Genomic DNA, 22,969 nt, shown 5'->3' with positions numbered 1-22,969 from the left:
CTTCCCGGGTCCCGATTCGAGTCCTGGTTAAGATTTATTGCCTTGCATTTGGTTTGATCACTAAAAAATTACTAAAAAATAAGCTTTAGCAAATATATACATGGATTTTCGAGTCCGCCCCGAGGCACCAAGAATTCTTCAAACAACGCCTAGCGTTGACCACAAAACCCCTTATAGGATAAGCCTCTAAGGGGTTTTTTGTTGCCTGTTGGCAATGATGGGAAATGAGGGTAGGGTGTCTGAAATGAGGGTAGTTTTGAGGGTAGAAAATTAAAGCCTCAAAGTTCTACCCTCCAATTCACATGACAGGGCTATTTGATGAAGTTGAGCGATGCGGTGATCAAAGCGGTTAAACCCGGTCGCCAATTGCAAAGCTTTCCTGATGGTAGGAACTTGCATTTTGTATGCCAAACCAATGGTTCGAAATGGTGGAAAGTTCGCTACCGTTTTGCGGGTAAAGAAAACACGCTTTCATTGGGCAGTTATCCTCAAGTTGGCCTGAAAAAAGCAAGAGAAAAACATTTAGCAATTCGTTTGTTGTTAGATGATGGTATTAACCCATCTCAAGATCGCCAGGAAAAAAAGCAACAACAAGCAATGGCTGCTGAGAATAGTTTTCGGGCGGTAGCTTTGAAGTGGCATGAGACTTGGTCGGTAGGCAAGGATCCAAGTAATGCTAGGCGCATATTAAGACGTTTAGAGCTCAATGTATTTAATCAGATTGGCTCTAAGCCAATAAATTCAATTACCGCGCCGATGCTTGTGGCCATGGTTAAGAAGATTGAGTCCGGTGAAAACAGTCCGCTGGAGATTGCCAAAAGAGCTTATTCAACGTGTGGACAGATTTTTCGATTTGCCGTGGCACATGGAATATGTGAGCGTAACCCCGCAGCTGATGTAAAAATTTCCGATGTTGTCCGTAATAAACCTGTTGTGCACAGGGCTAGGATCGATGCTAAGGATTTACCGGAGTTACTTCGAAAAGTAGACGCCTATGACACTCAGTTTGGTGGGGGTGAGCTCACTAAATTAGCAATGCAGTTGATGACTCTTACCTTTTTGCGTACCAGCGAACTAATACAGGCAAGATGGGAAGAGATAGATTTAAAAAATAAGGAGTGGCGCATCCCAGCCGCTCGAATGAAGATGAAAGATCCGCATATTGTTCATCTAACTACTCAAGCAGTGAAGTTATTTGAGCGCTTAAAAGAAATCTCAGGTGGTAGGCAGTTGGTATTTCCATCAGAAAAACCACTGAAGAGTATGAGTAACAACACCATTCTTTTTGCCCTTTATCGCATGGGGTATCGGGGGCGTATGACTGGCCATGGATTCCGAGGGCTAGCGTCGACAATACTACACGAGCAGGGGTATGAGCATGCACACATTGAATTGCAGTTAGCTCATTCGGATAGGGATGGTGTTAGTGCCGCGTATAACTTTGCAACCTATTTACCGAAAAGGGCGGTAATGATGCAAGACTGGGCAAATTATTTAGATGGCATTAAGGTCGGTGCAGATGTCATTAATCTCAAGCGAGCCTCTTAACTACAAAAATGTCCGCTATCGGCCAATAGTCGCCGGTAGGTTAGAGGATTGAAAACGTAGGATAGAGGGCTAAAACAGTTCTGCACATTGGGTCTAAGCTGGTTGCGACCCACCGCCCTATAAGCACCGAATCAATTGGCTCGCAGCGGTTTCGAATATTTCCAAAATGGCATGCGCAGCGTCGTGTTGGCGGGATATGCTATGTTTCATTTAGAGCAAAAGGTTGAGCGTCTAGGGGCTAGACGCTTGCTATGCAAAATTATTGCTGATGAGAGATGGCCAGCTTTAATAAACTTGCCACTCTATTCACCCCAAGCTTATCCATGACATTGGCTCGATGTGCTTCAACTGTTTTGAGTGAAATATTTAAAGTCTCACCAACCTGTCTATTGGTGCAGCCTTTGACTAGGCATTCTAAAACTTCTTTTTCGCGTTTCGTTAGAGTTTTCAGTTTGGTCTGTGCTGCTTGCACTTCTAAATTTTGCTTTTGCTCTAGATAAGCTTTTGACAACATATTCTCTACTAGACTACAAATTTGATTTTCTTTAAACGGCTTTTCTAAAAAATCTACTGCGCCTTGCTTAATTGCTTGAACGGCTAATTTAACTTCACCGTGACCAGTAACAAACGCTATTGGAATTTGATGGCCTTGCGCTGCCAATTTTTGTTGCAACTCAATTCCTGACATTCCGGGCAATCTGACATCAAATATGGCGCATGCCGCAGTAGATGCATCCGTATTGGCAAGTGCCTGTAAAAAGCGTTCTGCACTTTCATGACAACTGACCTTAAATCCGTTGCCCTCTAAAAGCCAACTCATAGAATCACGCATTGCCTCATCGTCATCGACAACATAAACTACTCCGCTTTTAACGGGCACTTCTTGGATTTTCTTGAGCATATTTACTATTGGGAGCTATATGTAGTCCCATCATATGGAATCTATTGGCTTTAGATATTAGGTATTCACCCTAAATGTGCTCCATTGCAGAAACAAAAACTGTCCCAATCAGCCTCTACCACTAGGGTAATGGCTACTTATGCTGTTGGGTTACAAGTCCCTTAACCTGATGCATTGAGCCCGCTTTTTGCGGTTTTTGTTATACGAGAACGGCAGAAATGGGTGGGCAACTATCCAATTGGCTTGGTGGGTCTAGGCGTCTCAAATCGGCCAGAAGCAGCCATCGCACCGCCTACACAATCTCATATGTCAGGAGTAAGACTGCAGCACCCATGCAGAGCAATGCGAGCATAAAGAACTTATCCGCAGTATCTTCAAAATAAACCTTCTTTGAATTGCTTCGAATGGATAGGTATGAAAAGATGGAGCTTGCTAGAAAGATGAGCGCATCTAGTGCTAGCATCATGTTTCATCCGGCTAATGCAGTTCACTTCAACTGGTTCTTTAAAAGAACCAGTTGAAGTGCAAATTATTGGTATGCGTCCAGTCAAGACGACTTATGTCTATCCCAATGTGGGTAAGCATGGGATGCCGTATAAATTAAATTAGGCGGAAGTCGAAACCCGATGCTTGCTTGCTGCTGAGCCAGCATCAGGTTTAAGTTTTAAATACCCCTTGAGCGAAATAAATATAAGCGCCCCTACGACAAAAAAGGTAATACGAAAATCCAATGCTGATGGGTTATTGATATTCCCATCTCTAGCTATAACGGTAATGTGAATAATGGCTGCCCCCAAGGCAACCCCGATACCTTGGGCAAGTTGACCAATAGTGCTAAAAAGGGTATTTGCCCCGCTCATTTTTTCTGGCGGTATATCTACAAAGGCTAGGGTTTGGATGCAAGTAAATTGCATTGATCGACTAACGCCATAGATAAACATGGCCAAGATAATGCCGATAATGCTCGAATCGCGAGAGAGCATGCCGCAAATCATGGCAGCAATGGCTGCAATAAACCCATTGCCAAGCATGATATTGCGAAAGCCAAAGCGCTCTAAAAGCATGGGGGTTAGAGGTTTGAGGCCAATATTGCCAAGCATGGCCGCAAAAAATAAAAGGCCTGACATAAAAGCACTATAGCCAAAGGCAATTTGGAACATCAAGGGTGCCAAGAACGGGGTTGCTCCTAATAGGACTCGCGTAAATGAGCCCGAGAAAAATGTAATGCCAAATGTGGGAACTTTGAGTACAGAAAAATCGAGCAAAGGATGGGTGTGCTTTTTAGCATGAAACCAGGCAGCAATTCCGCAGATAATTCCAAAGGCTGTATAGCCAATAGCTTGCTTGCTAAATCCCTCGCTGCCGACTAGCTCAACACCAATGATTGTGAACCCCAGGGCGCTCCCTATGATCAAAAATCCAATGTAATCAAGAGGGCGCTTTTCGAGCTGATGAGCATTAGACACATATTTTCTAATGAGAAAGATGCCTAATAGGCCTAGCGGCACATTAAGAATAAAGATCCAATGCCATGAGAGATAGGTAGTCAAGAAGCCGCCTAATGGAGGTCCAATTACAGGAGCTACCAATCCTGGCCATGTGATTAAGGCAATAGTTTTAACCAACTCCGATTTAGGCGTGGTTCTCAGGACAATTAATCGTCCAACGGGAACCATCATTGCTCCCCCAATCCCCTGAAGAATTCGAGCGATCATAAACTGATTTACCGTCTGACTAATGGCGCACAGAACAGAGGCAACGGTAAATATGCCAACAGCTGAGCCAAATACGGTTTGAGATCCTAGGCGATCAGAGAGCCATCCGCTAACTGGAATGAAGACTGCCAGCGTAATCAAATATGCAGTTATGCCGACACTCATATCTATGGCATTTACTCCTAATGTTTGAGCCATCTGGGGCAGTGCAGTGGTGATCACTGTGCCATCTAAGTTTTCCATAAAGAAGGCCGTCGCCACAATTAGTGGAACTATATGTGAGGGCGCAAAGGATTTATTCATCTAACTTCTCAAGATTTGCTATTTTTATGAATTTAAATAAAGAGCCCTTGTCCAATAAACTCACCTTCCTTGGCGCCGGGAGGGCATGCAAATAAACCACTGCCTACATGGGTTGTAAATTGATTAAGCATATCTATCTGCGCCATCTTAGCAAAGATTCGAGTAAACCCAAGGGTTGGATCTTTTTGGTAGCACTGAAATAAAAGACCTGCATCAAAGGTGGTTACTTGGCGCCATGGAGGCCAACGCTCAGCCACCTTGACAATCCCATTGTCATAAGAAAAAGCTCGTCTTAAGATTTGCGCTCCGCCATTATTTTCTGGTGCTGATAAAGCAACATGGGAATTTTCATTGATGATCGGATTGCCATCTTTATCTTCTCGATCTAAGCCAAGGGGATCAAACTCTTTTTTCTTTCCGATTGGTGCGCCTGATGCCTTATGTCTGCCAACTGTTTCCTCTTGGAAGGAGAGTTTCATCTCATCCCAATGCTCAACAGAAATGCGTATGGGGCGGATGACCATATAACTGCCATTTTGAAGCCACTTGGGGCCTTCATTGCCCACCCAAATAAATTGATCCAATGCTTTGGGATCTTTGCCTGAGACATTGATCGTTCCATCTTTAAATCCCATTTGATTTCTTGGGGTTTGATTTGGGGCGAAGTCTCCGCTAAAACCCATTTGAGCCCAGCGCATAACGGCAATGCCATTGGCGAGTTTTGCAAGGCGTCTAACGGCATATTCAACAACCTGGGGATCATAAGCACAGGCTTGTACAGAAAGATCTCCCCCGCATTTTTCAGGAAGAAGTTGATCGCCTGCAAATCTTGGTAAATCTTTGAGGGCTTCTGGTCGTTGCGCAGATATTCCAAAACGATCAATGCCGTCTTTTTCAAATAGCGCGGGGCCAAAGCCAAAAGTTAAGGTAAGTCCAGCGCTGGATAGTCCAACGGCCTCGCCTGGGCTAGTTGGAGGTAGATCAGGGTTTGTCTTTAAATCAAATTGCTCTGAGCTGCCCATCATTTGAGCGCTCGCCTGTGTCCAGCGCTTAAGCAGCTCAATCAGATCCTCTCGATTTTTTGAGACCATATCAAAAGCGATGAAATACGTATTCGTTTGTTGTGGGGTAGTGATACCTGATTGATGCTTGCCCCAAAATAATTCGGTTGGTCTTTTCGCTTTGCAGTCAGCAGCCTGCGCGTTTGAGGTGAAGGGCAATGCAATTGCCGATATTGCTGCGCTTTTTAGAAATGATCGGCGCCCTTGTGGCTTAAAAGTACTCATGGTTTAGCAATCCGTAATGAGTTGATGTCATCTTCAACGTAATAAAAACTTTTTCCATCGGGGGCAAGCGCAAGTCCAAAAAGATTGCCATTGCCAGGCGGAGACTGTGCTTGATTGGCATTGAGCCAATGGGCGTAAATCTGCTTTTTCTCTATCGGATCTATTTCCACAGCCTGCCCATTTTTTCCATTGGCGACAATTAAATGACCCTCAGGCGTCATAATCATTGCTAATGGCCATGCCAATAAACCTTCTTTGGCCACTGTTTCCCCTTTACCGGCACTATCTACTCTGGTGCTGGCATGGGCAATGGCGGTAATTTCATTGTCTAGGCCATCGGTGACGTAAAGCGTGTCATCTGAACCTAAAGCTAGGCCTGTGGGCCCCAGTAAAAAATTTGCAAGATCTGAACGATGTGAAAAACCATCCCCGATGACTGTTTGGCTTTTGAGGACCGGCGGCTTGCCATTTGGAATGGTGAGCTCTAAGCGCAATACCGTAGCCTTGTTCACAATAACAGGGTAGTCAGTTTTTGGGTCAATCACATCGGGGCTTGGTAAATCAAAGCCAGCCATGCTAATAAAGAGCGTAACGCTATCACCGCGATCAATAGTGGCTATATTCCCCCAGGGTCCATTAATAGTGGGGCCTTTCCAGGTGGAAACATGCTTACCATTGGGGTCAAATACCAAAATACAACCATCTCCCTTCGTTCTGGTTGTGCCATCGGTGCTTGGGGTGCTTCCCACAATCACCCAGCCACTTTTAAGCATGGTCATCGCGGTCGTAAGTCCTACGCCCCCTGGACATTCTTTTAATTTTTGGGGCACCTGTGCAAACAGTTTTGTTTCTTTGGTGCTGGGTCGATAGCGAATAATCGTTGTGCCAGTACCTTGAAGATTGGAGATATTGTTAAAGTTATCAACCAGCACATCATCCTTTTCAATTGCACCGAAAGAAACGGGTGCCACCACTACTGCGTATGGGTTTACGTCCCCATTATCTGGAATCGTTGAAGTTAAAAACTGATGACGCTTAATGGTTTCTAACATTCCCTTTGGTTCGGCATGGGCGGAAGATAGGCACATTAAAAAAATGCCAATACATGAAAGTACAGTCATCGACAACGTTTGTGGTGGCAACATGGTCGACTGCTTGGATGGCATTGATAAAAAGATGTTCATAGTCAATTTATTGGTAAGGGAAGTATTAATCTTCATTAGAATGAAATGTTGGTTCGGATGCCTAAAATCAGCTCGTTCTTAATTTTTGAATTGGGAATATTGGGGTTAGCTAATCCACCGCCAGGATTCATTGCATATTGAATGTCTGGCTGAATCTGAATCCACGGCTTCCATTGATACTGATAGGTTAACTCCACAAACGTTTCGCTATTGCGAATGGATGTAAAAGTATTGGTGAAGTTGGCGGTATTTTGATCGAGCTGCGCTACTTGATTGCTGACATGGGCATAACCAACGCCTAAGCCTAGGGTATCAGCCGGGCGATTTTTAAATGGGCTATGCATCACAGCACCAATGTTTGCACTAAAGTCAATCAGGTTATAGGCTTTCAGTGGAGTTCCCATGACACGGCCAAATATTCCTACGGTTCGATTGGGGTCTTTGTCATCACGCCAAATCAGCTGATCAGCCACTGCATACCAAGCATAGTTACCTTGATGCTGAAGGGGATTACCATTGCTATTGGGGTCCGCTAAAGATAGCCCATTGGTATCGACCGCCATATTCGAAAAATTATTGGTGTTATACCAGGCGCCAATTTTATAGGTATAGCCTAGCGATTTGGTTTGTCCAGGCTCAACCATGCTGCCCAATGTGGGGTAGGAGAATTGGGCTTCGGCGATATAAAGCTGTCCGCCGTTAGTGGGAAAGCTAGTTCCATAGCGGTTTTGGAGTTGTGGATCGCTCCCGTTATTGTTTTTAACTGGATCACCATTAAATGCGCCGACCAATAAGTTAAAGCCATCAACAGGTCTGACATTAAAACGAACCCCCAATGCTGACAATGGATAGGCGGGCCCACCGGAGGGCATATTGGCAGAAGGAAGCATGGGCCAGCCAAACATCGTATTAATAAAATAAAGAGCGTTTGTACTAACCATAAACTCCTGATCTAAGCTTTGCTGTCCAACGCGCACACTCAGGCGATCTTCATCTAGGAACTTTTGGTCATACCAAATCTCCCAAAGCCGGGTGGCTTGATCGCCCACAATGCCACTCGCCGTTTGTAATGTGTATAGGTTTTGAGCGCTCAGGTTATTGCCATGGAGATTTAGAACGCTGACATTAGCCAACCCCCCGTAGTGACCAAAGGCGCGATTTGTGTCCATTTGTGCCACGATCTGAGTAAGGCCATCATAAGCAGCGCTTTGCTTTACGCCGCCGTTGACATTGCCCATGTATTCGCTTGTTTCTAAAATCGCCAAGGAGATGCCATGTTTACTTAGGTCGGTACGAAGGCCCCACATATCACCCAGTAGAGCGCTACTTCGATTGATTCCATCGGTAAATCCCCAAAATCCTTTACTAGAAGCGTAGTTATCATCATTCATAGCCGAAATATTGATTGGTGGTGGTGCTGCAATAGCCTCCAGAGAGAGGCCTGCACTCGCCAGGGCAATAAAAATAGTGCCCAGCACCATCAGGCGGTTAGTTAAAGGCATGAAATATCAAATATATCAAATGAGAATGGTTATCATCTTAACATCTAAATAAGAATGATTTTCATTTGTTTGAAGAACTTGCCGATAAGTAATAAATGGGTATAGATCGAGGAACCCTTAGTTTTGGTGACTTATTCAAACCATGGCAGACTAACCAACCCGCTTAGGCGGGTTTTTTGTTGTCTCGATAGCCTGCTATGGGTCGCAAAGCGACAGTTGGAGATCGGATTTTGACTTTTTAACTAGTGGCCTGTAACTGAATTGACCTGATTTTTAGTACCACTCCATCAGAGAGGATTTTTGATAATTTTCATCCTAAAGGGGTATTAAATATGGCTAAAAGTTAACCTTTCAAACCCGAGCAAATCGGCATTTCTTTAAGGATGAATAAAAATAGCCTAGGCCAACTGTTGTATCGGGCAAAGCTAAAACGGAAGTCAGAACTGGGGGGGTATAAGGTAAAAAATGTAAAGACCAAAGAAAATCTCAGGCGTAAGCTTGATCAAATTCAAGCCCCGACCCCATTGGCAAATTTTGAAGATAGGTTGACACAAGACTGGCAGCCCTTCACCGCATAAGGCGAGTAGCCATCCCATGCTCGGACTGATGTCTTGGTGATGGTTAGAGCCCATCGCAAATTAACTCTATTGCTTACGTCTATTGCGCTGTTAGCCTCTGTACTGCTTGCATAAAAGCTATTTCTGCATCAAGAAGAAGATCTCAATCGCGTCGATTTCATGTCCGAATTAAGTCTATCAACCCTCTAAATGCAATTGATCTGCACAGATTTATTTATCTGCAATTTGATTGACGTCCCAGCCGCCGCCAAGCGCGGTAATTAGACCAACATGGGCTGCAATTTGACGATTAAGTAGAGACATCAGGATTCGTTCATTGGATAATTCCGCCGCCTGCGAAGTGGCTACATCCAAGTAAGTAATAATTCCTGATTTGTATTGATTTTCACTGATGCGCACTGCATCTTGGGCGTGCTTGACAGCGCTTGCTTGTGACTTACTCTCACTTTGCAGTAATCTGAGGGCAACCAAGTTGTCTTCAACATTCTGAAATGCTGCCAAAATAGTTTGACGATAGAGCGCGACGTTTTGATCATAGACTGCGCCAGCTTGTTGGTATGCGCCGATTCTGAGGCCACCATCAAATAAAGGCTGTGCGATCGCGGGTCCAATTGCCCAATAGCGCAAAGGCATACTGATCAGGCCCGGCAAATCTGCGCCCTGATACCCACCTGCGGCAGAGATGGTCAGCGTAGGGAAGAAGGCGGCTGTCGCCACACCAATTTTGGCGTTGGCTGCAGCCATTTGGCGTTCAGCTGCTGCAATATCTGGACGACGCTCTAAGAGCGTTGATGGCACCCCCACTGGAACATCGGGTAAATCAGCCACCAATTTGGATACTGGGCTGACTACTAAATGTGTTACCGGATCAATCGAAAGCATTTGTGGCGTGAGTGAGAAAGTGGATGGTGTCTGCCCAATCAATACGGCAATCGCATGCTCAAGTTGGGCTCTCGATAGGCTGACATCAATTGCCAGCGCGACAGTCGACTCTAGGAGGGTGCTCGCCTGAGCAACGTCCAGCTGAGTAACGATGCCAGCGTTGTATTGATTCTGGGTAATCTGGAGTGATTTTTCATAAGTTTTGATGGTGCTGTCATACATCTTGATTTGCATGTCAGCAATGCGCAGTTGGAAATACGTTTGGGCAAGGGTAGCCTGGGTTGATAGTCTAAGTGCATCGACCTGCGCAGCCGAAGCCTGCGCAGTATCTTTGCTGGCTTCAACATTGCGCCTGACTTGGCCCCAGATATCCGGTACCCAGCTTGCTCCAACATTGGCGTTGAACGTTTGGTTAACGCTAGATAGATTACCATTGCTTCCGCCGTTCACGGTTCCACGATTACCGCTGCCGTTCATCGTCAAAGTTGGGAATAGGGCGGCACGGGCTTGGGTTAATAAGGCGGTGGCTTGGCGATACTGGGCTTCGGAGGCAATGATGTTTTGATTATCAACATTGACCTTATCTATTAGCTGATTGAGGTCTGGGTCATGGTAAATCTCCCACCATTTTTCTTGCATACCCGCTTCATTTGGCTGTGCAATTTTCCAGCCATTACCACTCTTGCTATCGTCGGTTTCTTTGTAGCTGGGTGCTGTTGCGCTGTCAGGTTTGCTGTAGTCGGGGCCCATCATGCAGCTTGTCATGATCGCCAAAAGACCTATGGCACTCAGAATTTTTTTTGCAGTCTTGAGGTGAAGATTGTTTTGTATTGAATTCATTTCTTATTCCATTTCCAGGTGCGCAAACGCTCCATGTAAAGATAGACCACTGGTGTTGTGTATAGCGTGAGCAATTGACTCATGATGAGGCCGCCCACAATGGAAATACCAAGCGGCCGATGAAATTCTGCGCCATCCCCGGATCCAATGGCCAAAGGAACAGCTCCGAGAATGGCTGCCATAGTGGTCATTAGAATGGGGCGGAAGCGCAGCAAGCAGGCTTTATAGATTGCATCGTGCGGCGAGAGTCCGTCAGTTCTTTGGGCGTGAATCGCAAAGTCAATCATCATGATGGCATTCTTTTTGACAATGCCAATCAAGAGAATGACCCCAATTAGCGCAATGATGCTGAACTCAGTATTAAAGATCATCAGCGCCAGTAGTGCGCCAACACCTGCTGAAGGTAGGGTCGAGAGGATGGTGATGGGATGAATCAGGCTCTCATACAAAATGCCTAAAACTATGTAGACGGTGATGAAGGCGGCCAGTATTAACCAGGGTTGACTCGATAGGGAATCTTGAAAAGCCTTCGCTGCTCCCTGGAAGCTGGCTCTTATAGAATTCGGAACATTTAGCCGATCCATCATGGCATAAATGGCTTCTGAGGCTTGGCCAAGCGATACGCCTTCAGGCAGATTAAATGAGATGGTGGTCGCAGTAAATTGACCTTGGTGATTCACTACCAAAGGTGTATTGGTAGGACCATAACTAGAAAAAGCGGCTAGAGGCACTTGGCCACCAGTCGTTTTAGATCCGGGGCTGTGGATGGCGCTGATCGGAATCGTTGCTGCCGTAATAGATTGCGCTGCACCTACAGCAAACGAGTTAGGGGCGGGGGCAGCAGTACTGACATAAATTTGTTTGAGCATATCAGGGTTTTGCCAGTATTGCGGAGCAACCTCCATGACAACGTGATATTGATTTAAGGGGTTAAAGATAGTGGATACCTGGCGTTGACCAAAAGCATCGTTCAGTGTTGTATCAATGAGATTAGTGGTGAGCCCTAATTTGGCTGCAGTGTCATGATTGATATTGAGAGTGGTCTGCATGCCCTTATCTTGCGCATCGGTATTGACATCCACTAGCTCTGGCAAATCTGTCATGGCAAAGCGAATCTTAGGCCCCCACGCTCTTAAATCTTCTAGGCTGTCACCAAGGAGGGTGAATTGATACAGTGCATTACTAGGTCTTCCACCAATGCGGATATCTTGTACGGGCTGTAGGTAGAGGGTAGCCCCTGCAACTGCATTGAGCTTGCGCCTCAATCTAGCAAGCACTTCGTCCATGCTGCCTTGTCGGTCACTGAGGGCTTTGAGCGCCACAAACAGGCTACCCGTATTGGTTTGACCGCCACCATTAAAGCTCACAACTTTATCAACATCAGGATCTTGCATCACGATGCTCATGAACTGACCCATCTTTAACTGCATTGCCTGGAAGGAGATGTCTTGGTCCGCCTGAATACTGCCAACAATTCTGCCGGTATCTTGCTGCGGAAAGAATCCCTTGGGGATGCTGATATAGAGATATACATTTAAGGTGATAACTGAAAATAAAACCATCATCGTCATGCGTTTATGCTTTAACGCGTATTCGAGTGAACTGGCGTAGCGCTGATTCACGTTGCTAAAAAATCGTTCGACGGCTTGCATGAAGCGGCCGCTTGTCTTTGTGCCATGAGGCTTGAGTAGCCTGGCGCAAAGCATCGGTGTCGCAGTGAGGGAAATTACTAAAGAGACGCCAATGGCGACCGAAAGGGTGATAGCAAATTCCCGAAAGAGCCGCCCAACAATGCCACCCATTAATAAGATTGGGATGAATACCGCTACTAGAGATACGCTGATGGAGATTACCGTAAACCCAACTTCTCGGGCCCCCGAGATCGCAGCCAGAAAGGGCGCCTCTCCATCTTCTATTTTTCGTGAAATGACTTCCAGCACCACGATTGCGTCATCCACCACAAAACCTGTAGCAATTGTGAGAGCCATGAGTGAGAGGTTATTAAGAGAAAAGCCGCATAAATACATTGCAGCAAATGTGCCAATCAGTGAAACAGGCACCGCAATACTAGGAATAATGGTGGCCCTGACATTACCGAGAAACAGAAATACCACCATGACTACCAAAATGACCGACAAAATCAGTGTACGCTCGACTTCCCTGAGTGAGGCGCGGATGGTAGGTGTTCTATCAAGCGCAATCTCCATATTGATTGCCGCCGGAATAGATGCCTTGAGCTGGGGGAGAAGTGCTTTTACACCTTCAACTGTATCAATGATATTGGCGCCCGGTTGTCGCCAAAGCACCAGTAGTACGGCGGGCTTGCCGTTGGCTAGGCCGCCATTACGCAGATCTTCAACAGAGTCGACAACTTGCGCAATGTCTTGAATGCGAATGGGCGCGTTATTGTGATAACCCACAATGACTGGCATGTAGTCTTGAGCAGTCTTTGAAGTATCGTTGGCAACGACTTGCCAAGCGCGATCGCCACTTTCAATTACACCTTTAGGTCGTACGGTATTTGAAGCGGCAATGGCAGTGCGCACATCTTCAAAGCCAATGCCTAATGCAGACATGAGAGTGGGGTTAATTTCTACCCGAACGGCTGGTAGGGAACTACCTCCCACTGTCACCTGGCCAATGCCCTTAGACTGCGCTAGTTTTTGTGCCAGGATGGTGGAGGCGGCATCATACAGCTGTGCGCGCGGCATCGTTTCTGAGGTCAAACTCAAAATCATGATGGGGGCATCCGCTGGGTTTACCTTGCGGTAGGTGGGGTTGCTTGGTAAGCCGGTGGGCAAGAGGCTATGCGCAGCATTGATGGCAGCTTGGACATCGTTTGCTGCACCGTCGATGTTTCGGTTCAGATCAAATTGCAAGGTAATGCGTGTGGACCCCAAAGAGCTGGTAGAGGTCATTTCAGTAACGCCAGCAATTCTGCCTAAAGAGCGCTCAAGCGGAGTGGCAACGGTCGCCGCCATAGTCTCAGGGCTAGCGCCAGGGAGGCTGGCTGATACTGAGATCGTTGGAAAGTCAACTTGCGGTAAGGGCGAAACCGGTAGCAGTGTAAATGCCGTAATGCCTGCCAACACTGTGGCAATCATCAATAGGGTTGTGGCAATAGGCCGATGAATAAATGGAGCGGAGATATTCATCTGCAAATTCGTGTATTCATGGATTAAGCGCGACGACTGGCTCGATACGACTTAAGGCGACCCGAGAGTTGATTAAACGCTAAGTAAATGACGGGCGTAGTGAAGAGGGTGAGCACTTGACTTACCAGTAAGCCTCCGACCATAGTAATCCCGAGGGGATGTCGCAATTCTGAGCCGGTCCCAGTGCCCAGCATGAGGGGCAAAGCACCAAGTAGGGCTGCCATCGTGGTCATCAGAATCGGGCGCAAACGGAGTAGGCAGGCCTCATAAATGGCGTCACGTGATGATTTGCCCTCGGTACGCTCGGCTTCAAGCGCAAAGTCGATCATCATGATGGCGTTCTTTTTGACAATACCAATCAGCAAGATGATGCCAATGACGCCAATAATCCCTAGGTCATTACCGGAGACGATGAGAGCCAGCAGGGCACCAACGCCTGCCGATGGCAAGGTAGACAAGATCGTAATGGGGTGGATATAGCTTTCGTACAGGATGCCCAAAACGATGTACATACAAATAATGGCGGCAAAGATTAGGGTGACGGTATTGCTCAGTGATGCGTTGAATGCCTTAGATGCACCTTGGAAGCGCGTGACTAAGCTGGCAGGGACTTGTAGCTCATTTTCGGCGTCGTTAATCGCCTGAACGGCATCCCCCAGAGAGGCTGTGCGACTGAGATTAAATGACACTGTTGCTGACGGAAACTGTCCCTGGTGATTGATATTAAGCGGGCCATTTCGCTCTTCAATGGTGGCAATAACGCTTAATGGAATTTGCTTGCCACCGGCACCAGGAACATAGATGTCGTCTAAGGCATTTAGGCCGACCTCAACGCTGGGGCTGGCTTGCAAGACCACGCGGTATTGATTGGTTTGGGTAAAGATGGTGGATATGAGGCGTTGACCATAAGCGTTATACAGAGCGTTATCAATGGAGGCAATCGTTACCCCTAGGCGGGCAGCGATATCGCGGTCAATATCAATATAAGACTGCAAACCCTTATTCTGTAGATCACTCGCTACCTCACTAAGTTCGGGTAGGGAATTGAGCTTTTGAATAATCTTCGGTGTCCATTCGCTTAACTCATCTGCATTTGCATCCTCGAGTGTGAATTGATACTGTGTTCTGCTGACACGATCCTCAATGGTGAGATCTTGGACGGGCTGAAGATAGAGTTTGATATCAGAGAGTTGATCCACTTTTTCTTGTAAGCGACTAAGCACTGTTTTGATGTCATCCCGCTGATCGTGGGCTTTGAGATTAATCAGCATCCGCCCATTGTTCAGGGTTGCATTTGTGCCATCCACACCAATAAAAGAGGACAGACTTTCAACATCCGGATCTTTCAGGACAATGTCGGTCAATGCTTGTTGGCGACTGGCCATTGCTTGATAAGAGATCGATTGAGGCGCCTCAGAAATCCCCTGAATCATCCCGGTATCTTGGCTTGGAAAGAATCCTTTTGGGATGAAGATATACAACACAATTGTTAAGCCCAGAGTCAATCCTGCAACACTAAGCGTGGTTTTTTGGCGATCTAATACCCAATTCAGTGCGATGCTGTATTTGTGAATCAACTTGTCAAAAAGGGCGCCACTCCAATGGTAGAACCTAGATTGCTGATCCTCGGGAATATGATGAAGTAGCAGAGCACACATCATGGGCGTCAATGTGAGAGAGACTATCGCTGAAATGATGATGGCTACAGCCAAGGTCACTGCAAATTCTCTAAAGAGTCTACCAACGACATCACCCATAAATAGCAATGGAATCAACACCGCAATCAAGGAGATGGTCAGCGAGATAATGGTGAAGCCAATTTGCTTGGAGCCCTTAAGCGCTGCATCCAGCGGCCTGTCACCTTCTTCGATATAGCGTGAAATATTCTCAATCATCACAATGGCGTCATCCACCACGAAGCCGGTGGCAATCGTTAAAGCCATGAGAGATAGATTATTAAGTGAGAAGCCTGCCAAGCTCATAATGCCAAAGGTCCCCATTAGAGACAGAGGTACGGCAACGCTTGGGATTACGGTGGCGGGTACGCTTCTTAAGAAGACGTAAATTACTAAGACTACCAGCAATATAGAAAAGAGTAACTCTATCTGGACATCATTCACTGAAGCGCGAATAGTGCTTGTGCGGTCTGTGAGAATTTTGACCTCCAGAGCTTGCGGCAAGCTCGCAGATAGTTGCGGCAATAGTTTTTTAATTTGATCCACAACTTGGATGACGTTGGCTCCAGGTTGACGTTGAATATTTAGGATAATAGCGGGTTGTTTATTGGCCCAAGCGCCTAAGCGAACATTCTCGGGTGCACTGATGACTTTTGCCACATCCGAGACTCTTACGGGGGTACCATTGTTATAGGTGATGATAAGATCCTGATAACCCTCGGCAGATTTAATCTGATCGTTAGCGTCAATTGTTGAGGATTGATAAGGGCCATCAAAGCTCCCTTTGGCCGAGTTAATGTTGGCATTGCCAATGGCAACGCGGACATCATCCAGGCTTAAGCTTTTGGCAGCAAGTGCGCGAGGATTAGCGATGATGCGAACGGCTGGCCTTTGGCCGCCAGAAATACTTACCAGACCTACGCCTGGAATCTGGGAAATCTTTTGTGCTAAGCGGGTGTCTACCAAATCCTCGACCCGGGTCAGTGGCAAGGTGGGGGATGTAATTGCTAGCGTCAGAATCGGAGTATCAGCAGGATTTACCTTGTTGTAAATCGGCGGAGCAGGTAAATCTCCTGGTAGCAAAGAATTCGCCGCATTGATAGCTGCCTGCACTTCTTGCTCAGCAACATCCATATTCAGATCAAGCGTAAATTGCAAGACGATGACCGATGCACCACCTGAACTAACGGAGGACATCTGATTGAGTCCTGGCATTTGACCAAACTGACGCTCGAGTGGAGCAGTTACCAAGGAAGCCATCACATCAGGGCTGCCACCTGGATAAAGAGTGACTACCTGGATGGTAGGGTAGTCCACTTGTGGCAATGAGGAAATCGGCAGGTTGCGATAAGCAAGAATTCCCGCCAATAAAATTGCCACCATGAGTAATGAGGTGGCAATCGGGCGAAGAATGAATATCCGCGAAGGATTCATATGAGTCTGATCATCAGTCCGTTATGGCGCAGCATTTTTTTGTTTCTGCCCTTCACGCCAGCGCGCTTTGCCAGATGTTGGGGCTGAAGCTTCTCCAGCCATCACTTTGGCACCGTTACGTAATTTGTCGGTGCCATCCACCACGACAATATTGCCTGCCGCAAGACCATCCACCACCTGAACGCTGTTTCCATCAACTGGACCCAGCTTAATGGGAACAACGGAGACGGAATTATTGACATTCAGTCGATAGACAAAGGTACCAGGCGTGCCACGCTGAACGGCGGAAACGGGGATGACCACGACATCAGATAACACATTCAAGACCACTCGCACATTCACAAACTGATTTGGAAAGAGGGTCATCTCCTCGTTGGGGAAGATGGCGCGTAATTTAACAGTTCCGGTTGTGATATCAATTTGGTTGTCGATACTTTCTAAATAACCCGTCGCCAATTTTTTCTTATTGTCTGCATTCCAGGCTTCCACGGGAATAATCACTCTTTCAGGTATTGCGCTGGCATCAGAGGTTGCTGCAGGTTCGACACTAGCATCTTGGCTAATCTTGCGATGGCGCCCCTTGTGATCTTGAGATGGTTCAGTCTTGGCGCTAGCAGTCTCTACTTTCTGAGCATCTCCATTGGGCGTAGTTTCAGGAGGAGGTGGCTCTTGCAGGAATTTTTTGAACGAAGGGATGACATCCTGAGGAACTGAGAATAGGACTGTCGTAGGCTGGAGCTGTGTGATAACGAACAGACCGCTTGCGTCGCTCGGTTGCACCAAGTTGCCTGGATCTACCAATCGCAAACCAATGCGACCATTAATCGGTGAGGTGATGTGGGCGAATTCCAATTGCAATTTAGCACTACTGACCAAGCCCTCGTCAGTCAGAACATTGCCCTTGTATTGCTGAACTAAGGCTTTTTGGGTCGCATAGACTTGATGGGAAATCGAATCTTGTTTTAAAAGAGTGTCATAGCGTTTCAAGTCTAATTCGGCATTATTCAATAGCGCTTTGTCCTTATTCAAAGTTCCCTCAGCTTGCTTGAGGCTAGCCTCGAAAGCGCGTGGATCAATCAGAGCTAACAATTGACCGGCCTTTACTAGATCTCCCTCTTTGAAGAAAACCTTACTTAGAGTGCCGCTGACTTGTGAATGGACGGTAACGGTGTTGCGGGGGGTAACTGTACCCAATGCGGTTTGAATGACGGTAATCTGTCCTAGTTTCACAGGAGAAGTGACCACCGAGACGGGGCGCATCCGAGCGGCACGGCTTTTGGAGTCCTCAAAGAATCCTCCAATGAAATGCCATAGGACGCTTAATAGGATATAAAGAGTTACATATACAAATATTTGAGTAGCTCTTGCGCCCAATGAAAAATCAGGGTTCTTGCTGATCTTGCGGATGAGTTTTTCAAATCGGGGCTGAACATAAGCGGTGAGTTTGAGGTTCCAAGAGCAAAGCTTTTGATACGCCCAGCACAGCTTTTCTTTAGAAAAGCGGTAGATCTTGGGCCACAAAGGGAGTTGCCCAACGCGTTTTCCTAGATTCCTAATTGCTAAGTAAATTTTTTTGAGTAATTTTTTCATGGAGCCTACATTTTGACCTACCTAGTGTGCTGTAGCCATATTCAGCTGGCTCCATCAAAATCAGGCTGAAGAAGCCTAATTTGATTGCATTTAACCTTTATTAGACTGCCGAATTGGCAAATACTTACGCAGTTGGCGAAATAAGCACTATATAGCTTAAGTTGTAGCAGGTTTGTGCTGAATTTGACAGCATTCTGAATGTTTGACGGGGGATGTGTTTCATAGTTTGCGCTGCGATTGTGGTGCTCAACTAAAGACTGCTATGTATGAAATCGCTAAAGTCGGTCGAGGCGCCATCGTTTATCTTCATCAAGAAGGGCGGGTATTGGTCTCATTAACAAAATCAAAGCTTATGAGCTGCAAGAATATGGGGCTGATTCGGTAGAGGTCAACCATCTTTTTGGATTTGATGCTGATCTGCGAAGTTATGAAGGCGCTAAAACGATATTGAGTGCGCTAAATATTTCCTCTGTGCAGCTCATGACTAATAATCCTGCCAAAATATTGGCCTTAGTAGATTTAGGTATAAACGTGGTCAATCGTATTGGCTATAGCCTTTATATTGCCCATTGGCATCATAAATAGCCTGAGAAAAGACATTGGTCGACAATAACGCTAGCAGAAGGGGGTATTTTTTGAGGCTCTTCATTTTTAGTTCACCATGGTTATAGATACTACATATAAATTAGCATTAATGACTAAATGTCTTTAATTAATTTAATGGTTGAGTAATCATGAGTTCAATCACACCGCTTTATTGCCTCTAACTTATTTTCAGTATTAGCATTCTTTTCCCACTTTTTTGATAAAGGTCGATATCACTATCGCTAGATTTCCAAGAACTCCTCTCTTGATTACAAAATTCCTTCGAGGATGGGGGGGATTGAATTGAGGGTAGATAAGAGGGTAGTAATCTAAATAGATTTAAAAATAACTATATAAATCAATTATTTACAACTATATTGTGAGTCCGCCCCGAGCACCACTCAAAGACTGTTCAGTCCTTGAGCATCCCTAGATTATTTAAATTTCGTAAGTCTCGGATTCGTTATTCATTGCCTGCTCAACAATCTTCTTGGTGAGCGTTGGTGAGAATAGTTCAATGAAGGTGTAAACAAATGAGCGTAAGTAAGCGCCTTGTTTGACGCCAAGATGGGTCACGTTGTTACCAAATAAATGTCCCGCAGGAATCACTTTAAGATTGCGATCTCGATCGGGGTCATAAGCATGACCCGCAACAATACCAATGCCCATACCCGTTTCTACATAAGTCTTAATGACGTCGGCATCAATCGCTTCCAAAATAATATCGGGCGTAATATTTCTTTGTGCAAAGGCTGCATCAATCTTGCTACGACCAGCAAATGCCTTGTCGTAGGTGATGATTGGGTACTTAGCAATCTCTTCCAGGGTAAGTGTTGCCTGATTGAGAAGGGAATGGCTTAGCGGCACCATGAGTACGTGCTGCCATTGATAGCCCGGCAGGGCCAGTACCCCCGGAGTGTTGGCGATACCTTCCGTGGCAATCGCAATATCCGCACGATCATGTGTGAGTAACTCTGCAATTTGACCTGGATTACCTTGCTGAATACTCACCTTTACCTTTGGAAAGCGTTTAGTAAATTCAGTCAGCACTTTAGGAAGTGCGTAGCGCGCTTGTGTATGGGTAGTGGCAATGACGAGGCTACCTTGATCTTGGCTAGCAAAATCTTTACCTACTCTCTTCAGTGTTTCCACTTCATCGAGGATGCGCTCAATCGAACTCAAAATACGTTTACCTGGTTCGGTCAAGGAGCGAATGCGCTTACCATGGCGACGAAAGATCTCCACGCCTAACTCATCTTCCAGCTCAATAATGGCCTTAGAAACTCCTGGTTGAGAGGTGAATAAGGCCTTAGCTGCGGTCGTTAAATTGAAGTTTTGCCTAACGGCTTCCCGCACAAAGCGGAATTGGTGGAGATTCATAAGGATTCCTGTCTATATATCAACAATGATATAGGAATCAAATTCTAAATGATTTTTGGGTATTAAGCCTTAGAAACCCAGCGCAAACCGAATAGCGCCAAAAGGAAGTAGAGCAAAGGTGGGGTCAGCGCTGTTAGTAGTGCTGGCCAAGAACCCAAGAGCCCTACGTTAGAGAAGAGGGAGTTAAATAACTGGAAGCTCATGCCCAGCATGATTCCGCCAAACACTTTAATACCAACGCTTCCTGCTCGAACCTTAAGGTATGCAAACGGAAGGGCTAATGTCAGCATCACAAAAATCGTGAAGGGATAAACCACTTTCTTCCAGAAGGCGATGGAATGTCTCTGCGCATCTTGTTTGTTTTCACGAAGGTGGGAGATAAAGCGACCCAAACTCATGATCGACATTTTTTCAGGGCTAATTAAAAGCACATTCAAAATTTGGGGTGTAACCTCCGATTCCAAAGTGAGAATCGGATGAGTAAAAGTTTGCGCTGAAAAAACTGGGTTCAGTGGGTCAGACTGCTTTGTTTCTTTAAAGCGAGTTTCGGTGACGTCATTTAAAACCCAAATGCCAGTCTCATCAAACTGTCCGGAGTCTGCGCTACGGATTGAGAGAAGATGATAGGTGTCATCAAACTCATACATACGGATATTTTGAATCTCATTATCCTTGTCAACTTTGCCCACGTTGACATAGCGCACTCCTGGACGCACGGGCCCGCTGCCATCCTCATCGCGTAGGCGATCTTTTACCCAAACACCCGTTTTAAATTGTGACGTATAGGCTGAGCCCATAGCCTTCATGCGAATCTGGTCAGACTTTGCTTCGGAATAAGGGCCAACCCATTCACTCATGATGAGTGTGAGCGCTATTAATGGAAGTGAAATTTTTGTGAGAGTAATGAGCCCGCGTTTAACGTCTAATCCAGCGATGCGCAAAATGGTGAACTCAGACTGGCTAGCTAGCATTGCAAACACATAGATACTGCCAATCAAACCTGCAATGGGAATGATTTCTGAAATGCGGCTTGGGGCTTTCAGAAGAACATGAAGTAGCGCTAGAGGAAGCGTGTAGCCCCCCTGCACAGACCCCAACTCACTCAAGATATCGAAGAACAAAAACAAGGCCACCAAAGCGAACAAGATAAAGCCGAAAGCAGCATAAATCTGCTTGGCTAGATAGCGCTCGTAAATGAAAGGAAAGAGCAATTTCATTTGGTAGCCATTGAAGCGGGCAATTGACGGCGCCACCACTTTAGAGAAGGATTCATACGATTGCGAATTAAGGCTATCGCAATTAATAGGGCGAGCAAATGAATAGGCCAAATTGCAACAAATACACTGACCTTGCCTTGTGAGACAAAATTTTGCGTCAGGTTCAGTAAGTTGCTATAGATTAAATAAATTAAGACCGCATAAAACATCGCAGTGTAATTGCCCAGGCGAGGGTTTACATAAGCAAGCGGAATTGCAATCAGCACCAAACCTAATGCCATTAATGGCAAGCCAATGCGCCACAGTAACTCAGCGCGATTAGGGCTGATAGAGACTGGATTAGGGTCATTTAAAAGCTCAGTGATCGTCTTCTCGCGATCACGTGGCGGGGGTGCCAATGATTCTTTGCTCCGTATCTTGGTGCTGTATTCGTTAAATTCTAGAATTCTGAAATCGGGCTGAGTGGGTTGCCCCTCATAGCGTCTACCGTTATGCATCACGATGGATTTCTCACCACCTGCAGAGTTTTGAATAAATCCAGTTTGGGAAACTGCAATGCTCAGCCGACCATTCTTGGAATCAGCTACGAAGATATTCTTGACTTCGCTTTTATCAACATCGAGCTCTTCAATAAAAAATACACGCTCTGCTTTTGCGGACTCTTTGAATTGTCCGGCGCTCACCATGGATACGTCATCACGTTGTTGAAAGCGTTGACTAATTAAAGTGGATTCTCGGTTGGCCCAGGGCCACACAAAAAGAGCCAGGAGCGCGATCACAATAATGAGCGGCGTGGCAAATTGCATGATAGGGCGAATAAGATTGGTAACGCTTAGACCACTAGCAAACCACACAATCATTTCAGAATCTTTGTACCAGCGCACCAGAACAATTAATGTTGCGACAAATAGTGAGACTGTTAAAAGAACCGCAAGATAACCCAGGGTAGCTAAGGCAATTAACACTAGAGCGTCTTTTGGATTGACCGCCCCGTTAGCGGCATAACCCAAAATTCGGATCACCAAGGTGGTCACCATAATGGTGACTAAGACCAAAAAGACCCCGCCAGTCGTAAAACTGAGTTCGCGGCGAAGGGCCTGGTTAAAAATCATGAGAATTTATAGGTCTGGACTTGAAGGGTTATTGGGCTTGTAAATGGCTTATATTGCTGCAGGTAAGGGAAGTTATTCTCA

The 22,969-nt window shown here is 46.0% G+C and carries 15 protein-coding genes and 1 pseudogene; 3 read left to right on the top strand and 13 right to left on the bottom strand.

The features are described 5' to 3' along the window. Positions 1–318: 318 nt before the first annotated feature. Positions 319–1,548: a tyrosine-type recombinase/integrase gene (locus tag ICN40_RS11120; protein ID WP_216243986.1), complete on the top strand. Its 1,230-nt coding sequence runs from the start codon at positions 319–321 to the stop codon at positions 1,546–1,548. A gap of 259 nt (positions 1,549–1,807) precedes the next feature. On the opposite strand, the gene ICN40_RS11115 is transcribed toward ICN40_RS11120, so the two are convergent. Both ICN40_RS11115 and ICN40_RS11110 read right to left on the bottom strand, forming a co-directional pair. Then, complete coding sequence (locus ICN40_RS11115) at positions 1,808–2,449, bottom strand: response regulator transcription factor (protein ID WP_216243984.1); 642 nt, start codon at positions 2,447–2,449, stop codon at positions 1,808–1,810. A gap of 292 nt (positions 2,450–2,741) precedes the next feature. Then, positions 2,742–2,915, bottom strand: coding sequence for a hypothetical protein (locus ICN40_RS11110; RefSeq protein ID WP_216243982.1), 174 nt, complete (start codon positions 2,913–2,915; stop codon positions 2,742–2,744). Between the two features lie 14 nt (positions 2,916–2,929). Between ICN40_RS11110 and ICN40_RS11795 the strand changes: the two genes are divergently transcribed. Further along, positions 2,930–3,058, top strand: a complete 129-nt coding sequence (locus ICN40_RS11795; RefSeq protein WP_255561317.1) for a hypothetical protein — start codon at positions 2,930–2,932, stop codon at positions 3,056–3,058. Here ICN40_RS11795 and ICN40_RS11105 read toward each other — a convergent pair. From ICN40_RS11105 to ICN40_RS11070, 8 genes are all read right to left on the bottom strand, one after another. Further along, a complete protein-coding gene (locus ICN40_RS11105) occupies positions 3,055–4,467 on the bottom strand; it encodes an MFS transporter (protein ID WP_216243980.1) in 1,413 nt (470 codons plus the stop codon). The two genes, ICN40_RS11795 and ICN40_RS11105, sit on opposite strands and share 4 nt — an antisense overlap. 32 nt (positions 4,468–4,499) lie before the next feature. Continuing rightward, on the bottom strand, positions 4,500–5,753 hold the full coding sequence (locus ICN40_RS11100) for a Dyp-type peroxidase (protein WP_216243978.1): 1,254 nt from the start codon (positions 5,751–5,753) through the stop codon (positions 4,500–4,502). Continuing rightward, entirely contained in the window at positions 5,750–6,937 is a 1,188-nt protein-coding gene (locus ICN40_RS11095; protein WP_255561315.1) for a hypothetical protein, read from the bottom strand. The genes ICN40_RS11100 and ICN40_RS11095 overlap by 4 nt, the downstream gene beginning before the upstream one ends. Positions 6,938–6,972: 35 nt before the next feature. Beyond that, positions 6,973–8,439, bottom strand: a complete 1,467-nt coding sequence (locus tag ICN40_RS11090; RefSeq protein ID WP_216243976.1) for a carbohydrate porin — start codon at positions 8,437–8,439, stop codon at positions 6,973–6,975. A 788-nt stretch (positions 8,440–9,227) separates the two neighbouring features. Beyond that, the gene (locus ICN40_RS11085) at positions 9,228–10,739 is read right to left on the bottom strand and encodes an efflux transporter outer membrane subunit (protein WP_071467232.1); all 1,512 of its coding nucleotides are present in this window, start codon (positions 10,737–10,739) and stop codon (positions 9,228–9,230) included. Beyond that, the gene (locus tag ICN40_RS11080; RefSeq protein ID WP_216243974.1) at positions 10,736–13,894 is read right to left on the bottom strand and encodes an efflux RND transporter permease subunit; all 3,159 of its coding nucleotides are present in this window, start codon (positions 13,892–13,894) and stop codon (positions 10,736–10,738) included. Before ICN40_RS11080 ends, ICN40_RS11085 begins: the two co-directional genes overlap by 4 nt. Before the next feature lie 23 nt (positions 13,895–13,917). Beyond that, positions 13,918–17,004, bottom strand: a complete 3,087-nt coding sequence (locus ICN40_RS11075; RefSeq protein ID WP_216243972.1) for an MdtB/MuxB family multidrug efflux RND transporter permease subunit — start codon at positions 17,002–17,004, stop codon at positions 13,918–13,920. A gap of 21 nt (positions 17,005–17,025) precedes the next feature. Beyond that, the gene (locus tag ICN40_RS11070; RefSeq protein ID WP_255561314.1) at positions 17,026–18,594 is read right to left on the bottom strand and encodes an efflux RND transporter periplasmic adaptor subunit; all 1,569 of its coding nucleotides are present in this window, start codon (positions 18,592–18,594) and stop codon (positions 17,026–17,028) included. Positions 18,595–18,796: 202 nt separating this feature from the next. Between ICN40_RS11070 and ICN40_RS11065 the strand changes: the two are divergent. Beyond that, a pseudogene (locus tag ICN40_RS11065) lies at positions 18,797–19,179 on the top strand (hypothetical protein). Positions 19,180–19,617: 438 nt separating this feature from the next. On the opposite strand, the gene ICN40_RS11060 reads toward ICN40_RS11065, so the two are convergent. From ICN40_RS11060 to lptF, 3 genes are all read right to left on the bottom strand, one after another. Further along, a complete protein-coding gene (locus ICN40_RS11060) occupies positions 19,618–20,559 on the bottom strand; it encodes a CysB family HTH-type transcriptional regulator (RefSeq protein ID WP_216243970.1) in 942 nt (313 codons plus the stop codon). Positions 20,560–20,621: 62 nt separating this feature from the next. Further along, positions 20,622–21,776, bottom strand: coding sequence for an LPS export ABC transporter permease LptG (gene lptG / locus ICN40_RS11055; RefSeq protein ID WP_216243969.1), 1,155 nt, complete (start codon positions 21,774–21,776; stop codon positions 20,622–20,624). Next, complete coding sequence (lptF, locus tag ICN40_RS11050; RefSeq protein WP_216243967.1) at positions 21,773–22,888, bottom strand: LPS export ABC transporter permease LptF; 1,116 nt, start codon at positions 22,886–22,888, stop codon at positions 21,773–21,775. Before lptF ends, lptG begins: the two co-directional genes overlap by 4 nt. Between the last annotated feature and the right edge of the window lie 81 nt (positions 22,889–22,969).

It is taken from the genome of Polynucleobacter sp. Fuers-14, from assembly GCF_018882045.1.
GTDB lineage: Bacteria > Pseudomonadota > Gammaproteobacteria > Burkholderiales > Burkholderiaceae > Polynucleobacter.
Note: the sequence above shows the minus strand (reverse complement) of the source record. Positions and strands in the feature narration are given on the sequence as shown.